17 protein-coding genes are annotated in these 15392 nt (G+C 69.2%); 5 read left to right on the plus strand and 12 right to left on the minus strand.

The features are described from left to right. The first annotated feature begins 4 nt into the window (after positions 1-4). Positions 5-874, plus strand: a complete 870-nt coding sequence (locus VPA02S_RS29010) for a hypothetical protein (RefSeq protein ID WP_062366871.1) — start codon at positions 5-7, stop codon at positions 872-874. Here the strand turns inward: VPA02S_RS29010 and VPA02S_RS29015 are convergent. Continuing rightward, positions 871-1455 (minus strand): hemerythrin domain-containing protein, encoded by a 585-nt coding sequence (locus tag VPA02S_RS29015; RefSeq protein WP_012747932.1) that lies wholly within the window; start codon positions 1453-1455, stop codon positions 871-873. The genes VPA02S_RS29010 and VPA02S_RS29015 overlap by 4 nt on opposite strands. Positions 1456-1644: 189 nt before the next feature. Between VPA02S_RS29015 and VPA02S_RS29020 the strand changes: the two genes are divergently transcribed. After that, on the plus strand, positions 1645-2154 hold the full coding sequence (locus tag VPA02S_RS29020) for a universal stress protein (protein ID WP_062366873.1): 510 nt from the start codon (positions 1645-1647) through the stop codon (positions 2152-2154). Positions 2155-2171: 17 nt separating this feature from the next. Here the strand turns inward: VPA02S_RS29020 and VPA02S_RS29025 are convergent, their stop codons facing one another. Then, complete coding sequence (locus tag VPA02S_RS29025) at positions 2172-2393, minus strand: hypothetical protein (protein WP_062366875.1); 222 nt, start codon at positions 2391-2393, stop codon at positions 2172-2174. 247 nt (positions 2394-2640) lie between these two features. Between VPA02S_RS29025 and VPA02S_RS29030 the strand changes: the two genes are divergently transcribed. Together VPA02S_RS29030 and VPA02S_RS29035 are read left to right on the plus strand one after the other, a co-directional pair. Beyond that, positions 2641-2871, plus strand: a complete 231-nt coding sequence (locus VPA02S_RS29030) for a BON domain-containing protein (protein WP_012747929.1) — start codon at positions 2641-2643, stop codon at positions 2869-2871. Next, positions 2864-5215, plus strand: coding sequence for a phosphoketolase family protein (locus VPA02S_RS29035; RefSeq protein ID WP_062366877.1), 2352 nt, complete (start codon positions 2864-2866; stop codon positions 5213-5215). The genes VPA02S_RS29030 and VPA02S_RS29035 overlap by 8 nt, the downstream gene beginning before the upstream one ends. Positions 5216-5228: 13 nt before the next feature. Here VPA02S_RS29035 and VPA02S_RS29040 read toward each other — a convergent pair whose 3' ends face one another. The 10 genes from VPA02S_RS29040 to VPA02S_RS29085 form a co-directional block, all read right to left on the minus strand. Next, complete coding sequence (locus VPA02S_RS29040) at positions 5229-5927, minus strand: sulfite exporter TauE/SafE family protein (protein WP_062366879.1); 699 nt, start codon at positions 5925-5927, stop codon at positions 5229-5231. A gap of 2 nt (positions 5928-5929) precedes the next feature. Continuing rightward, entirely contained in the window at positions 5930-7342 is a 1413-nt protein-coding gene (hemN, locus tag VPA02S_RS29045) for an oxygen-independent coproporphyrinogen III oxidase (protein ID WP_062366881.1), read from the minus strand. Next, on the minus strand, positions 7339-7635 hold the full coding sequence (locus VPA02S_RS29050; protein WP_012747925.1) for a FixH family protein: 297 nt from the start codon (positions 7633-7635) through the stop codon (positions 7339-7341). Before VPA02S_RS29050 ends, hemN begins: the two co-directional genes overlap by 4 nt. Positions 7636-7647: 12 nt before the next feature. Then, the gene (gene ccoG, locus VPA02S_RS29055) at positions 7648-9108 is read right to left on the minus strand and encodes a cytochrome c oxidase accessory protein CcoG (protein ID WP_062366883.1); all 1461 of its coding nucleotides are present in this window, start codon (positions 9106-9108) and stop codon (positions 7648-7650) included. Positions 9109-9126: 18 nt separating this feature from the next. Further along, a complete protein-coding gene (gene ccoP / locus VPA02S_RS29060) occupies positions 9127-10038 on the minus strand; it encodes a cytochrome-c oxidase, cbb3-type subunit III (protein WP_012747923.1) in 912 nt (303 codons plus the stop codon). Positions 10039-10057: 19 nt separating this feature from the next. Next, positions 10058-10198 carry a CcoQ/FixQ family Cbb3-type cytochrome c oxidase assembly chaperone gene (locus tag VPA02S_RS29065; protein ID WP_012747922.1) on the minus strand — a complete coding sequence of 47 codons (141 nt, stop codon included), beginning with the start codon at positions 10196-10198 and terminating at the stop codon, positions 10058-10060. 13 nt (positions 10199-10211) lie between these two features. Then, the gene (gene ccoO, locus VPA02S_RS29070; protein WP_062366885.1) at positions 10212-10841 is read right to left on the minus strand and encodes a cytochrome-c oxidase, cbb3-type subunit II; all 630 of its coding nucleotides are present in this window, start codon (positions 10839-10841) and stop codon (positions 10212-10214) included. A gap of 9 nt (positions 10842-10850) precedes the next feature. Continuing rightward, positions 10851-12290: a cytochrome-c oxidase, cbb3-type subunit I gene (ccoN, locus tag VPA02S_RS29075; protein WP_012747920.1), complete on the minus strand. Its 1440-nt coding sequence runs from the start codon at positions 12288-12290 to the stop codon at positions 10851-10853. Positions 12291-12355: 65 nt separating this feature from the next. Next, on the minus strand, positions 12356-12493 hold the full coding sequence (gene ccoS, locus VPA02S_RS29080; protein ID WP_012747919.1) for a cbb3-type cytochrome oxidase assembly protein CcoS: 138 nt from the start codon (positions 12491-12493) through the stop codon (positions 12356-12358). Then, positions 12493-14835, minus strand: a complete 2343-nt coding sequence (locus VPA02S_RS29085; RefSeq protein WP_062366887.1) for a heavy metal translocating P-type ATPase — start codon at positions 14833-14835, stop codon at positions 12493-12495. Before VPA02S_RS29085 ends, ccoS begins: the two co-directional genes overlap by 1 nt. Positions 14836-14940: 105 nt before the next feature. On the opposite strand from VPA02S_RS29085, the gene VPA02S_RS29090 reads away from it, so the two are divergent. Then, the gene (locus VPA02S_RS29090) at positions 14941-15384 is read left to right on the plus strand and encodes a universal stress protein (protein WP_062366890.1); all 444 of its coding nucleotides are present in this window, start codon (positions 14941-14943) and stop codon (positions 15382-15384) included. The last annotated feature ends 8 nt before the right edge of the window (positions 15385-15392 follow it).

The raw sequence follows: 15392 nt of genomic DNA on the forward strand, positions 1-15392 counted from the left end.
AGGCATGAAGGAAACGGGAGCACAAGAGAAGAACATGGGCGCGGCCGTTCCCGGCAGGCTGCGCCGTGCCGCCCGGGCGCTCGTCTTTGCAGCGCTTGCAGGCGCGCTGGCCACCTGCTGGGCCGACCCAATGGGCCTGCGCCAGGCTTTCATGGAACAGGTCGATCGCCGGCTCGATCCGCCACCCGACGAAGTGCAGCGCTACGGCGACCTCGCGCGCGATGAACTCAGGCGCGCGGGCATCGCCGAGGAGCCGCCCCAGTACGCGCTGCTGGTGGACCGCAGCGCCTCGGTCCAGGCCCTCTTCGTCTTCTGGCTGCCGGCCGGCGCCGCGCCCGTGCTGATCGGGGCAGCGCCGGTATCGACCGGGCGCCGCGGCGGGTTCGAGTACTTCGAGACGCCGCTGGGCGTGTTCGACCACTCGGTGGCAAACCCCGATTTCCGCGCGGAGGGCACGCGCAACGAATTCGGCATTCGGGGCTATGGCGAAAAGGGAATGCGCGTGTTCGATTTCGGCTGGCAGCAGGCGCGGCGCCTGTGGGGCCGGGGCGGCACGAGCACGATGCGGCTGCAGATGCACGCCACCGATCCCGACCGGCTCGAGGCGCGGCTGGGCAGCGTGCAATCGAAGGGCTGCATCCGCATTGCGGCCAGCCTGAACCGCTTCCTCGACCGCCTGGGCGTGCTCGATGCCGACTACCTCAGGGCCAAGGCCGAGGGCAGCGCGCCGTGGGTGCTGCCGCCGGACCAGGCGCCGGTCGAAGGCGCGGGGCGCTATCTCATCGTCGTCGACACCGGCCGCTCCGAACGGCCCGCCTGGTCGCCGCCGCCGAAGTCCGGCCCGTTGCCCACGGGCGCCGACTCCGCGCCCTAAGCCGCAGGGCCCAGCCCGATCGGCGCAGGCACGATGTTCACGATGCGGGTGAAGAGCGCTTCGTACTCCCGCTCCGGCCGGTAGCCGGTGAGCGGATCGCGGTTGCGTCCGAACGCCTCGTCCAGGTCGCGCCAGTCCTCGGCAGTCAGCACCTTCTCGGCGAGCGGCAGGATCTCGCGCTCCTCGATCGCCATGTGGTCCAGGTAGAAGTCGACGTACTGCCCCATCGCGCTTTCGAAGGCGGCCCGCCGCGAGTCGCCCAGCATCTCGAAGGCCAGCATCGCGTGCTCCACGTTGCGGATCTTCCGCTCGCCCCAGGCATGGTCGTTGTCGAGCCGGTCCATCAGCTCGCGCGAGATCGGCGTGCGGGCGCGCAGCTTGGGAAACAGCAGCTCGCTCTCCTTGCGGTGGTGGCGCTTTTCCGGGAATTCGTCGACGTAGAACAGCATGGCGCGCAAGGCCGCGAAGTCGGGCGGGGTTCCCTTGCGGCGGTGCTGTTCGAGCAGCATGATGATGGAGCGCAGCATGGCGGCAAGCGCCGCATGCTCCTGGCGAATGATGCGAACGGTGGCGTGGGTCATGGATGGCTCCTGTGCGTACCCGAGGATCGCGGGTCCGGGCCTGCACAGGCTTGCTGCAGATCAAACGCGATGCATCCCGTGCGGACCTTTTCGCCCGCGAGAACGCCTTCGCTTGATCCGCATCAAGCCGCGCCTCGCACCGGCCCGGACACTGGCCGCATACCCACCTCAAAGCAAAGCGAGGACACCATGTACCAGCGAATTCTTGTTCCTGTCGATGGAAGTTCGACATCCAGCCATGGCCTGGGCGAAGCGATTCGCCTTGCCAAGGTCACCGCAGGGCGCCTGCGCCTGATCCACGTCATCGACGAGCTCTCCTTCGCCCTGGCAATGGACGCCTATTCGGGCCGCACGGGCGACTGGCTCGATGAACTGCGCGCCGCCGCCGCCAGGCTGCTCGAGGAAGGCGAGGCAAGGGCCGCCGCCGAAGGGGTCCAGGCCGACTCGGTGCTGTGCGACAACTTCAGGGGGGCCGTTCCCGACCGGGTCACGGCCGAGGCGGCTTCCTGGCCCGCGGACCTGATCGTGCTGGGAACGCACGGCCGGCGCGGCCTCGGCCGCATGGTGATGGGCAGCAGCGCGGAACAGATCCTGCGCAGCGCGAGTGTTCCGGTGCTGCTGGTGCGCGCGCCCGAATCGCATGCCAAGGCGGAAGCGGCGCGCTTCACCATGCCGGGCGGCGCGGTGGCGAGCCAGTAGGCAGGCCGGCCGGGTGTCTATCCGTCCAGCGGCACGCCGCCGCCGAAACGGCTGGTCCACTGGTCCAGCAGTTCCTGCTGGACGGCCTTGGCCGACTGCTGCCAGGCAGCCAGCATTCCCCACTGGACCTGCTGCGCCCGCAGCACGCTCGCGCCGCAGGCCGCCTGCCAGTCGAGCAGGGAGCGAAAGTAGGCATCGGTCCATGCCGATGCGGGTGTTGCGGGAACGTTGCTGTCCATGCTGTTCTCCTGGGTTGTCCGGAAATGGAATCATGTGGGGCGAGCCGGGTCGGGCGCCGCGATGCAGCCGCGTCGAGCACATCCTATCGAGCGGGCGCGGTCCGCGCAAAAGCCGGCGCGAACTCAAAAAAGACCCGCAGGCCACATCGGAATTGCGCCGCGACGGCAAGGTGCGAAGCGTGTGCACCGATAGTGGAAGCCGCTCCTCTTTGTTTTTCTCTGTCTTTTCTTCTTCGAAAGGTTTGAGATGAACCCCGATATTCAACTCAGGCACGAGGTCTTCGCCCAGCTGAACTGGGACCCGGCGGTGTGCAGCTGCGATGTCGACGTGCGCGTGGCCGACGGCGTGGTCACCTTGCATGGCCAGCTGGCCAGCGAGGACCTGAAGAGCGCCGTCGAGCGCGCCGTGCGCCGGGCCGAAGGCGTCACGCTGATCGTCAACCGGCTGACCACCGCGGAATGCGCGAACAATGACTGAGCACGACGACTTCGCGCTGCTGGACGCCTGGTGGCGCGCGGCCAACTACCTGTCCGTGGGCCAGATCTACCTGATGGACAACCCGCTGCTGCGCGAGAAGCTGAGCCTTTCGCACATCAAGCCGCGGCTCTTGGGCCACTGGGGCACGACGCCGGGCCTCAATTTCGTCTATGCGCACATGAACCGCGCCATCGCGGCGCGCGAGCTCGACGCCATCTTCGTCGCCGGCCCCGGCCACGGCGGCCCGGGCGTGGTTGCCAACACCTATCTCGAGGGCACCTACAGCGAGGTCTACCCCGCCATCGGCCAGGATGCCGATGGCATGAAGCGGCTCTTCACGCAGTTCTCGTTCCCGGGCGGCATTCCGAGCCACGTGGCGCCCGAAACGCCGGGCTCGATCCATGAAGGCGGCGAGCTCGGCTATTCGCTGCTGCATGCCTACGGCGCGGTGTTCGACAACCCCGGCCTGCTCGCCTGCTGCGTGATCGGCGATGGCGAGGCCGAAACCGGTGCGCTCGCGGCAAGCTGGCACTCCAACAAGTTCCTGAACCCCGAGAGCGACGGCGCCGTGCTGCCGATCCTGCACCTGAACGGCTACAAGATCGCCGGCCCCACGGTGCTCGCGCGCATTCCGGACGAAGAGCTGGCGCAGCTGCTGCGGGGCTACGGACACGAGCCGTACTTCGTTGCCGGCCACGAGCCCGCGCAGATGCACCGGCTGATGGCGGCCGCGCTCGACAAGGCGCTCGACGGCATCGACGCCATCCAGGCCGATGCCCGGAAGAACGGCTTCCGCGAGCGGCCGCGCTGGCCGATGATCGTGCTGCGTTCGCCCAAGGGCTGGACCGGGCCGCGGCAGGTGGACGGCGTGCCGGTCGAGGGCACCTTCCGCGCGCACCAGGTGCCGCTCACCGGCTTTGCCGCCAAGCCGGAGCATGTGGGCCTGCTCGAAGACTGGATGCGCAGCTACCGGCCCGAGGAATTGTTCGACGAAGGCGGCGCGTTGCGCCCCGAGATCGCGGCGCTGGCGCCCAAGGGAGCGAGGCGCATGAGCGCCAATCCGCACACCAACGGCGGCCTGCTGCTCCGGGACCTGGCCATGCCGCCCTTCCGCGAGCATGCGGTGGCGGTGGCCACGCCCGGCGCCGCGGATGCGGAGGCCACGCGCGTGGCGGGCCAGTTCCTGCGCGAGGTGATGCGCCGCAACGAGGCAGCGCGCAACTTCCGCGTCATGGGGCCGGACGAAACCACGTCGAACCGGCTGGGCGCGCTGTTCGAGGTCACGGCGCGGACTTCCACCGCCGAGATCCTCCCCGGCGACGACCATGTGTCGCCCGAAGGCCGCGTGATGGAGGTGCTGAGCGAGCACCTGTGCCAGGGCTGGCTCGAAGGCTACCTGCTCACCGGGCGCCATGGCTTCTTCTCGTGCTACGAGGCCTTCATCCACATCGTCGATTCGATGTTCAACCAGCATGCCAAGTGGCTCAAGGTGACGCGCGGCATCGGCTGGCGCCCTCCGATCGCCTCGCTCAACTACCTGCTCACCAGCCATGTCTGGCGGCAGGACCACAACGGCTTCAGCCACCAGGACCCTGGCTTTCTCGACCACGTGGTGAACAAGAAGGCCGAGGTGGTGCGCGTGTACCTGCCGCCCGATGCCAACACGCTGCTGTCGGTGGCCGACCATTGCCTGCGGAGCCGCAACTACGTGAACGTGATCGTCGCGGGCAAGCAGCCGGGGCCGCAGTGGCTGGACATCGAATCGGCGGTGCGCCACTGCACCGTGGGCCTGGGCATCTGGACCTGGGCCAGCAACGACCAGGATGCCGCACCCGACGTGGTGATGGCCTGCGCCGGCGACGTGCCCACGCTCGAGACGCTGGCGGCCGTCGACCTGCTGCGCAGGATGCTGCCGGAACTGAAGGTGCGCGTGGTGAACGTGGTCGACCTGATGGCGCTGCAGGCGCCCGATGCGCATCCGCACGGCCTGCCGCATGCAGAGTTCGACGCCATCTTCACCACCGACTGCCCGGTGGTCTTCGCGTTCCACGGCTATCCCTCGCTGGTCCACCGGCTCACCTACAAGCGCACCAACCACGACAACTTCCATGTCCACGGCTACTGCGAGGAAGGCACCACCACCACGCCGTTCGACATGACCGTACTCAACCGGCTCGACCGCTTCCACCTGGCGGCCGACGCCATTGCGCGCGTCGAGCGCTTTCGCGACAGCGCGGGCCATGTGCAGCAGCATCTGCGCGACAAGTTGCTGGAGCACCGCGCCTACGTCACCGTGCACGGCAAGGACATGCCGGAGATCGAGGACTGGCGCTGGGCGGGCTGAGCCGGCGCGCCGCTCAGCGGCACCAGTCGGCGATCCGGTGGCCGAGGTCCGACCAGAGCGCCTGCAGCGCCACCGCCGCCAGCAGCACGCCCGCCAGGCGCGCGCCCCAGGCCTGGAGCCGGCCGGTGCCGCCCCAGCGCAGCCGCTGCCAGAGCCATGGCGCCAGCACCAGCGACAGTCCGCTGCCGATGGCGAACGACATCATCGCGAGGCCGCCCTGCAGCGGCCCGTTGCCCAGGCTGGCCAGCAGCAGCGCCGAGTAGAGCAGCCCGCAAGGCATGGCCACCCAGAGTGCGCCGGCGGCCAGCAGGCCCAGCGGCGTGCCGCCGGCCAGCGGGCGAAGGCGCGCTTCGAGCGTTCGGCCGACGCGCTGCGCCCATACCGGCTGCCGGCCTGCGACGGCCAGCATGGCGCCCCATGCGAACACGAACACATGCAGCAGCATCCACAGCGGCCTGAGCGCGGCGACCTGCGCGCTGGCCTGGGCCAGGCTGTCCACGCTTGCGGCCGCAATGGCGCCCGCGGCGGCGTAGCTTGCGATGCGGCCCACATGAAAGGCCGCCGGCGCCGCGAAGGCAGTGTTGGCATGGCCGCCCGCCGCCGCCGGCACGATGCGGATCACCGCGGCCGAGGCCGCGCCGCACATGGCCACGCAGTGCGGGCCGCCTGCCAGGCCCATCAGCAAGGCGGCGCCGGCCCATGCGGTCTGCATGCTCAGACCACGCGCGAAAAGCGCGTGCGGTTCTCGCGGCAATAGCGGTCGAACACCATGGCGATGGCGCGCACCACGAACCAGCCCTCGGCCGTGACCTCGATGTCGTGGTCGCTGACCCGCACCAGCCCCTGGGCCACAAGCGGCCCGAGCGCCGCGAACTCGGCCGCGAAGTAGTGCCGGAAGTCGATGCGGTGCGCCTCGCCGATGGCGTCGAACACCACCCGCCCCCTGCACATCACCGCCATGATGACCGCGCGCCGCAGCACGTCGTCGCGCGACAGCGCAAGCCCGCGGACCACGGGCAGGCGGCCCTGGCCGAGCAGGTCGTAGTAGGTGTCCAGCGTCTTGGCGTTCTGGCTGTAGGTGGCGCCGATGCGGCCGATGGCGGAAACGCCGAGCGCCACCAGGTCGCCCTCCGGCTGCGTGCTGTAGCCCTGGAAATCGCGCTGCAGCCGCCCCTGCCGCTTGGCCACCGCCAGCGGATCGTCCGGCAGCGCGAAGTGGTCCATGCCGATGTAGACGTAGCCGGCATCGCTGAGCGTGGCAATGGCGCGCGAGAGCATTCGCACCCGCGCGGCGGCGTCGGGCAGTTCGTCCGCGGCAATGCGCCGCTGCGGCTTGAAGCGTTCGGGCAGGTGCGCATAGGCGTAGAGCGCGATGCGGTCGGGCCGAAGCTCGCAGACCTGGGCCATGGTGCGCTCGAAGGACCTGTCGTTCTGGCGCGGCAGCCCGTAGATCAGGTCGGCGTTGATCGACTTGAATCCCAGCGCGCGCGCATCGGCCATCAAGCCGAACACCTGGTGCGCGGGCTGGATGCGGTGCACGGCCTTCTGCACCTCGGGGTCGAAGTCCTGCACGCCGAAGCTCAGCCGGTTGAAACCCAGCGTCGCCAGGCTGGCGAGCCGCGCGGCATCGACGGTGCGCGGATCGATCTCGATGGACCATTCGCCGCCGGGGACGAAGTCGAAGGATTCGCGCAGCATGGCCAGCAGTTCGCCCAGCTCCGCGTCGCTCAGGAAGGTGGGCGTGCCGCCGCCCAGGTGCAACTGGCTCACGGCGGCGCGGCGGCCCAGCTGCGCGGCCTGGAGCCGGGTCTCGCGCGCCAGGTAGGCCAGGTACTGGGTGGCCCGCTCGTGGTGCCGCGTCACCACCTTGTTGCATGCGCAGTAGTAGCACAGCGATTCGCAGAACGGAATGTGCACGTAGAGCGACAGCGGCGCCGCCGAAGCGCCCGCATCGCGCCGCTCGCGCAGCGCCGCCGCGTACTCGTCCGCACCGAAGGCTTCGATGAACCGGTCGGCCGTGGGATACGAGGTGTAGCGCGGGCCCGCAACGTCGAACTGCCGCAGCACGGCAGCCGACAAGGGGGCGGCATCTGGAAGCCCCGTGGAGGCGGTGCAAGGCTGTGTCATTGCGAACGCTCGGGAAGATTGCGGGGCAGCGGCACGGCCTCGGCCGGTGTCGCCGCGTGGTTCCTGCCGTTGACGGCGGGCATCAGTGTCTTGTCCGCCAGGGCCTTGTTGATTTCGACGCCGCGGCGGTAATAGTCTTCCGACACCAGCGGGTCGGCGCTGCCCCAGGCAACCCAGAAGGTCACGAAGCTTGCGACCACCACCAGCGCCGGGCCGGCAATCACCATCCACAGCAGCGGGTGGCGCCACCATGCATCGCCGGCAGCCGGCGGATCGTTCGTCGTTGCATTCATCTTTCGTCTCCTTCAGCGCGGCACCAGGAAGACCGCTTTCTCCGACACCTGAAAACCGCCGCGTTCGTCCCGGATGTCGAAGTGCACCGTGTGCGAACCGGCGGGCACCGCGCCATAGGGCACCTGCAGCCGCACCGCGACCCAGCGCGACTGCGCCGCACCCACCGCGACCGCCGCGCCGGGCGAGACGGTCAGGCCCTCGATGCCGTGGGCGGCAATGCGGTAGTCGCGCGGCTCCTCGGTGGCGTTCATGATCTGCAGCCGGTACACGTTCTCGAGCCGGCCGTCCTCGACGATGCGGGCCAGCGAGGCGCGGTCGCGCACCACGTCCACCTTCAGCGGCGTGCGCGCCACGAGGCTCGCGAGCAGCCCGAGGACCAGCAGCGACAGGATGGCGCTGTAGACCAGCACGCGCGGACGCAGCACGCGGCGCAGCAGCTGGCGGCGCGACCATCCGGCCTCCATGCCGTTCTGCGTGTCGTAGCGGATCAGCCGCGGCGCATAGGCCATCTTCTGCATCACCGTGTCGCAGGCATCCACGCACAGGCCGCAGCCGATGCATTCGTGCTGCAGCCCCTGGCGGATGTCGATGCCGGTCGGGCACACCTGCACGCACAGCCCGCAGTCGATGCAGTCGCCCAGCGCCATGCTGCGCGGGTCGATGCCCTTGCGCCGGGGCGCGCGCGGCTCGCCGCGCTTGGGGTCGTAGCTGACGATGAGCGTGTCGCGGTCGAACATGGCGCTCTGGAAGCGCGCATAGGGGCACATGTACTTGCACACCTGCTCGCGCATGAAGCCCGCGTTGCCATAGGTCGCAAAGCCGTAGAAGAACACCCAGAACACTTCCCACGAGCCCATCCGGGTCTGCAGGAAGGCCATGCCCAGCTCGCGGATCGGCGTGAAGTAGCCCACGAAGCTGAAGCCCGTCCACATGGCGATGCCGATCCACACCAGGTGCTTGAACCACTTCTTCACCAGCTTCTCGAGCGACATCGATTCCCCGTCCAGCCGCATGCGCGCGGTGCGGTTGCCCTCGATCCGGTGCTCCACCCACATGAAGATCTCGGTGTAGACGGTCTGCGGGCAGGCATAGCCGCACCACAGCCGCCCGGCCACGGCGGTGAAGAGAAAGAGCGCCAGCGCGCTCACCACCAGCAGGCCCGAGAGGTAGATCAGGTCCTGCGGATACAGCACCAGGCCGAAGACGTAGAAGCGCCGCGCGGCCAGGTCGAACAGCAGCAGCTGCCGTTCGCCCCACTGCGCCCACGGCAGGCCGTAGAACAGCAGCTGGGTCAGGAAGACCATGCCCCAGCGCCAGCGCGCGAACATGCCGCGCACGGTGCGCGGATAGATCTTCTTGGAGGCCTCGTACAGGCCCACCGACTCGCTCTCGGCCGGCGCAATCGGAATGATCTTGCGCGTGCCGGGGCCGGCCTGGGCCGATGCGGCGGAAACGGGAGCGGATGGATCCATGGTGATGGCCTGGCGGCGTCAGGGCCCCGTGGCAGGGTTGGAAAGTCCCCACACATAGGACGCGAGCAGCTTGATCTGCGCCTCGGTGAGCCGGCCTTCCTGCGCGGGCATCTCGCTGTGCTTGCCGGCATTGACCATCTGCACGATGGCCGCCTCGCCGTAGCCATGCAGCCAGGTCTTGTCGCTCAGGTTGGGCGCGCCCACCGCCTGGTTGCCCACGCCGCCGATGCCGTGGCAGGCGGCGCACACCGTGAACTTTGACTTGCCGAGGCCGGCGCGCACCGAATCGTGCGGCGCGCCCGACAGGCTCAGCACGTAGTTCGCCACGTTCTTCACGTCGTCCTGCGTGCCCACCGCCGCGGCCATTGGCGGCATCGTGCCGATGCGGCCCTTGGTGATGGTCTCGGCGATCTTCTCGGGCGTGCCGCCGTGCAGCCAGTCCTTGTCGGTCAGGTTGGGAAAGCCCTTGCTGCCGCGCGCATCGGAGCCGTGGCACTGGGAGCAGTTGTTCATGAACAGGCGCTCGCCGATGGCCATGGCCTTGGGTTCGCGCGCGATGTCTTCCATGGTCATGCCGGCGTAGCTCGCGTAGACGGGCGCCAGCGCCGCGTTGGCCTTGGCCACGTCCTCTTCGTACTCGCTCCGGGTGCTCCAGTTCGCCTGGCCGCTGAAGCTGCCCAGCCCCGGAAAGACCACCAGGTAGCCCACCGCGAAGAAGATGGTCAGCACGAAAAGGCCGATCCACCACATGGGCAGCGGATTGTTGGACTCGCGCAGGTCCTCGTCCCAGACGTGGCCGGTGGTGTTGTCCGCATCGGAAGGCACGCGCTTGCGGGCCGTGAGCCACAGCAGCAGCATGCATCCGAGGATGCTCAGCACCGCGCCCGCGGCAACGTAGTTGGACCAGAAGTTATTGACGAAATCGCTCATCGTGGGCCCCTTTTGTTCTTCAGTCCTGCTCGAACGGCAGCTGCGCGGCTTCCTCGAAGCGCGGCGCGTTGCGGCGGGCATAGGCCCAGGCCACGATGCCGAGGAAAAGCACAAAGCAGGAAACGGTGGCGGCAACGCGCAAGGTGGTGATGTCGATCATGGTTCGGTGCTCCCTACTTGAGCGCGAGGCCCAGCGATTGCAGGTACGCCACGGTGGCGTCCATCTCGGTCTTGCCGCGCACGTCGTCGGCGGCACGGGCGATCTCCTCGTCCGTGTAGGGCACGCCGACCTGGCGCAGCGCACGCATGTGGCGCGGAACGGCATCGGCATCGACCTGGGTCTTGTCCAGCCAGGCATAGGCCGGCATGTTCGATTCGGGCACCAGGTCGCGCGGGTTGTTCAGGTGGATGCGGTGCCATTCGTCGCTGTACTTGCCGCCCACGCGGTGCAGGTCCGGGCCGGTGCGCTTGCTGCCCCACTGGAACGGATGGTCGTAGACGAACTCGCCGGCCACCGAGTAGTGGCCGTAGCGCAGCGTTTCCGAGCGGAACGGGCGGATCATCTGCGAGTGGCAGTTGTAGCAGCCCTCGCGCAGGTAGACGTCGCGGCCGGCCAGCTGCAGCGCGGTGTTCGGCTTCAGGCCCTGGATCGGCTCGGTGGTCGACTTCTGGAAGAACAGCGGCACGATCTCGACCAGGCCGCCGATGGCGATGACCACGAGGATCAGCACGATCATCAGCAGGTTGTTGGTCTCCACCTTCTCATGGGTGAAGCCGGTGCTGGAGGGGGTCTTTTGCGTCATGGCGCTTCCTCAGGCGTGGGCAATGGCAACGGGGGGAATGGCGGCCTGCATGGAGCGCCCGGAGATGACGGTCATCCACACGTTCCATGCCATCACCAGCATTCCGGCCAGATACAGCAGGCCGCCGGCCAGCCGCACCACGTAGAACGGGAAGGTGGCCTTCACGCTCTCCACGAAGGTGTAGGTGAGCGTGCCGTCGGGATTGATGGCGCGCCACATCAGGCCCTGCATCACGCCGGCGATCCACATGGCGGCGATGTACAGCACGATGCCGATGGTGGCCATCCAGAAATGCGCCTCGATGGCCTTCACGCTGAACATGGCGGTGCGGCCGTACATGCGCGGGATCAGGTAGTACAGCGAGCCCATCGTGATGAAGCCCACCCAGCCCAGCGCGCCGGAGTGCACGTGGCCAATGGTCCAGTCGGTGTAGTGGCTCAGGGCGTTGACGGTCTTGATCGACATCATCGGACCCTCGAAGGTCGACATGCCGTAGAACGACAGCGCCACGATCAGGAAGCGCAGGATCGGGTCGGTGCGCAGCTTGTGCCAGGCGCCCGAGAGCGTCATGACCCCGTTGATCATGCCGCCCCAGCTCGGCGCGAGCAGGATCAGCGAGAACACCATGCCCAGCGACTGCGTCCAGTCCGGCAGCGCCGTGTAGTGCAGGTGGTGCGGGCCGGCCCACATGTAGGTGAAGATCAGCGCCCAGAAGTGGACGATGGAGAGCCGGTACGAATACACCGGCCGGCCGGCCTGCTTGGGGATGTAGTAGTACATCATCCCGAGGAAGCCCGCAGTGAGGAAGAAGCCCACCGCGTTGTGGCCGTACCACCACTGCACCATCGCGTCCTGCACGCCGGCATAGGCCGAGTAGCTCTTCATCCAGCCCGCCGGAATCTCGGCGCTGTTGACGATGTGCAGCAGCGCCACCGCGATGATGAAGGCGCCGTAGAACCAGTTGGCCACGTAGATGTGGCGCACGCGACGCATGCCGATGGTGCCGAAGAACACCACCGCATAGGCCACCCACACCACCGCGATCAGGATGTCGATCGGCCATTCGAGCTCGGCGTATTCCTTGCCCGTGGTGTAGCCCAGCGGCAGGCTGATGGCGGCGGCCACGATCACCGCCTGCCAGCCCCAGACCACGAACGACGCGAGCGCCGGCGCGAACAGCCGGACCTGGCAGGTGCGCTGCACCACGTGGAAGCTGGTGGCCATGAGCGCGCAGCCGCCGAACGCGAAGATCACCGCGTTGGTGTGCAGCGGCCGCAGCCGCCCGTAGCTGAGCCACGGGATGCCGAGGCTGAATTCGGGCCAGGCGAGCTCGGTGGCGATGATCACGCCGACCAGCATGCCGACCACGCCCCAGACCACGGACATGAGGGCGAGCTGCCGTACGGCGGTGTCGTCGTAGACCGCTGCGGGAGGATGGGGTTCTTGCATCGTGGTGCCTCTTGATGGACTGCGGGCAGTGTCCCCGCGCCCCCCTCCCGAGGGTTTGATGCAGATCAATCGCCGCGCAGGATGCGGTCGCCCTCGATCTCGATGTCTTCGAACTGCCCGCGCTCGATGGCCCACCACAGCCCGCCGAGGATGGCGAGCACCAGCACGACCGACAGCGGGATCAGCAGGAAGAGGATGTCCATCAGCGCACCGCCCTGGCCGCGGCGGCCTCGGAAGCCGCGGGGGCCGCGAGCCGCGCCGCATTGAGCACCACCACCAGCGAACTCGCCGCCATGCCCAGCCCGGCCAGCCACGCGGGCAGCCAGCCCATGACGGCCAGCGGCACGCACAGCGCGTTGTAGCCGGCCGCCCATGCCAGGTTCTGCCGCACCACGCGCAGTGTTCGCCGCGCCTGCGCAATGGTGCTCGGAATGGCCGCGAGCGCATCGCCCGGCACCACGAAGTCGGCCCGCGCGCGCGCGAGCGGCACGGCGCGCCCGAAAGCGAAGGAGGCATTCGCGCGCGCCAGCGAAGGCCCGTCGTTCAGGCCGTCGCCCACCATCGCCACCTGCCGGCCTTCGGCCTGCAGCCGCCACAGGACCGCGAGCTTGTCCTCGGGCGTGCAGCCGCCCTGCGCGAATTCGATGCCGGCGCGCGCGGCGATCTCCCGCGCGGCGCTGTCGCGGTCGCCCGACAGCAGGCGCACCGTGACGCCTTCGGCCTGCAGCGCCGCCACCGCGGCGGCCGCATCCGGGCGCAGCTCCTCGGCCAGCACGAAGCTCGCGATCCAGCCCTGCTCGTCGCGGAGGTGCACCTGCGGCGCTTCCACCTGCAGCGGCGCCACGTTGCAATGGTTCGCCGAGCCCAGCCGCACGCGCCGCGCCGGGCCGCCGGCATCGCCGCTTCGGCGCAGCAGGCCCTCGAGCCCGAGGCCGGCCAGTTCAGTCGGTTGCGTCACCTCCCAGCCGGGCGGCGAGCGGAACTGCGCATTCCATGCATTCACCAGTGCACGCGCGCCCGGATGCAGCGAGTGCGCGCCGAGCGCGGCGCCGATCTCCAGCGCATCGCCAGGGCGCAAACCCTGGCGGCAGTAGACCCGTTCGAGCCGCGGCGTGTCGCCGGTCAGCGTGCCCGTCTTGTCGAAGATCACCGTATCGACCGAGGCCAGCGCCTCCAACGCCTGCAGGTTGGAGGTCAGCACGCCGCCGCGCGCCAGCGCGCCCGCGCTCGCAAGCATGGCGGCCGGCGTGGCGAGCGAGAGCGCGCACGGGCAGGTCACGATCAGCACCGCCACCGCCACCATCAGCGCGCGGCCCGGGTCGGCATGCCACCAGAAGGCCGCGGCGCCGGCAGCCGACACCAGCACCAGCACGAGAAACGGCCGCGCGATGCGGTCGGCCAGTTGGGCCAGGCGCGGCTTGCCGAGCGCGGCGCTTTCCATCAGCCGCACGATCTGCGCGAAGCGCGTGCCCTCGCCCACCGATTCGATGCGCAGCTGCACCGTCGCCGACAGGTTGTGGCTGCCCGCCAGCACGCGCTCGCCGCGCGCCCGCGCCACGGGGCGGGATTCGCCGGTCAGCAGCGCTTCGTCGGTGCTGGTGCCGCCGTCGATCAGCACGCCGTCGGCTGGAAAGGCCTCGCCCGGGCGCACCCGCACCACGTCGCCCACGGCCAGGCGCCGCACCGCCACGCGCTGCCAGCCGCCATCGGCCCCGAGCCGCTCGACGCCATCGGGCAGGCGGTTCATCACGGCCTCGAGCGAGCCGGCCGTGCGGTCGCGCAGCCGCGCCTCGAGCCAGCGGCCCGTGAGCAGGAAGAAGACGAACATGGTCAGCGAGTCAAAATAGACCTCGTGTCCCAATGCGCCCGCGCCGTCGAAGGTGGCCGCGGTGCTGACCGCGAACGCAATGGCGATGCCGAAGGCGACCGGCACGTCCATGCCGATGCGCGCATGGCGAAAGTCGCGCCACGCGCTGCGAAAGAACGGCCCGCAGGAAAAGAACAGCACCGGCAGCGTCAGCACCCAGGAGGCCCAGCGAAGCAGCTGCGCGGCGTCCGGCGTCATTTCCCCGGGCTGCGCGATGTAGGCCGGGTAGGCGTACATCATCACCTGCATCATGCAAAAGCCCGACACCAGCCAGCGCCAGAGCGCGAGCCGCAACTCGCGCGAACGGCGCTCGCGTGCGGAGCCGTCGGCGGCGGGCACCAGCCGGTAACCGGCAGCCTCGCAGGCCTCGAACCAGCGCGAAGGCCGCGTCTGCGCGGCAGACCACAGCACGCGGGCACGCTGGCTCGCGGCGTTCACCTGCACCTCGAGCACGCCCGCCACGCGCAGCAGCGCGGCCTCCACGGCGAGGCCGCAGCCCGCGCAGTGCATGCCTTCCACCGCCACCTGCGATTCCCAGCGCGCCGCGGCGGCATCGCCGCCATCGAGCGCATGGCCGAACGCGGGCCATTCGGCGGGATCGTCGAGCACCTGCCACGCCTCACGGGGTGCCCGTGGGAGCGCGGCGGCCGGGGAAAAGGAGGCGAGCGCGGCTTGCATCGGGCAAGGCTAAGGGCCGGCCAGGCGCGCGCATTTGATCTGCATCAAGCGGCGCGGGTGGCTGCCTGCCTAAGCTCGCGGCACACGTCTCCGGAAAGAAAAACCATGTACAAGCGCATCCTCGTGGCCACCGACGGCTCCACGCTCTCGAAGAAGGCGGTCACGAGCGCGATCGCCCTCGCGAGCCGGCACGATGCCGACCTCGTCGCGCTCACCGTGGTGCCGCGCTACCCCAAGAGCTACTTCGACGGCGCGATGTCCTTCTCGCCCGACGAGATCGCCCGGGTGGAGAAGCAGTGGGCCGACAAGGCGCAGGACATGCTCGACGCCGTGGCCGCGCGCGCGGTGGCGAGCGGCGTGCAGCTGAAGACCGCCATCGCCAACTCGGACCTGGTGGCTGAATCGATCGTCGCCGCCGCAAAGAAGCACAAGTGCGACCTGATCGTGATGGCCTCGCACGGCCGCAAGGGCATCAAGCGGCTGCTGCTGGGCAGCGAGACGCAGCACGTGCTGACGCACTCCACGCTGCCCGTGCTGGTGCTGCGCTGACCGCGCGG

The organism is Variovorax paradoxus NBRC 15149 (assembly GCF_001591365.1).
Taxonomy (GTDB): domain Bacteria; phylum Pseudomonadota; class Gammaproteobacteria; order Burkholderiales; family Burkholderiaceae_C; genus Variovorax; species Variovorax paradoxus.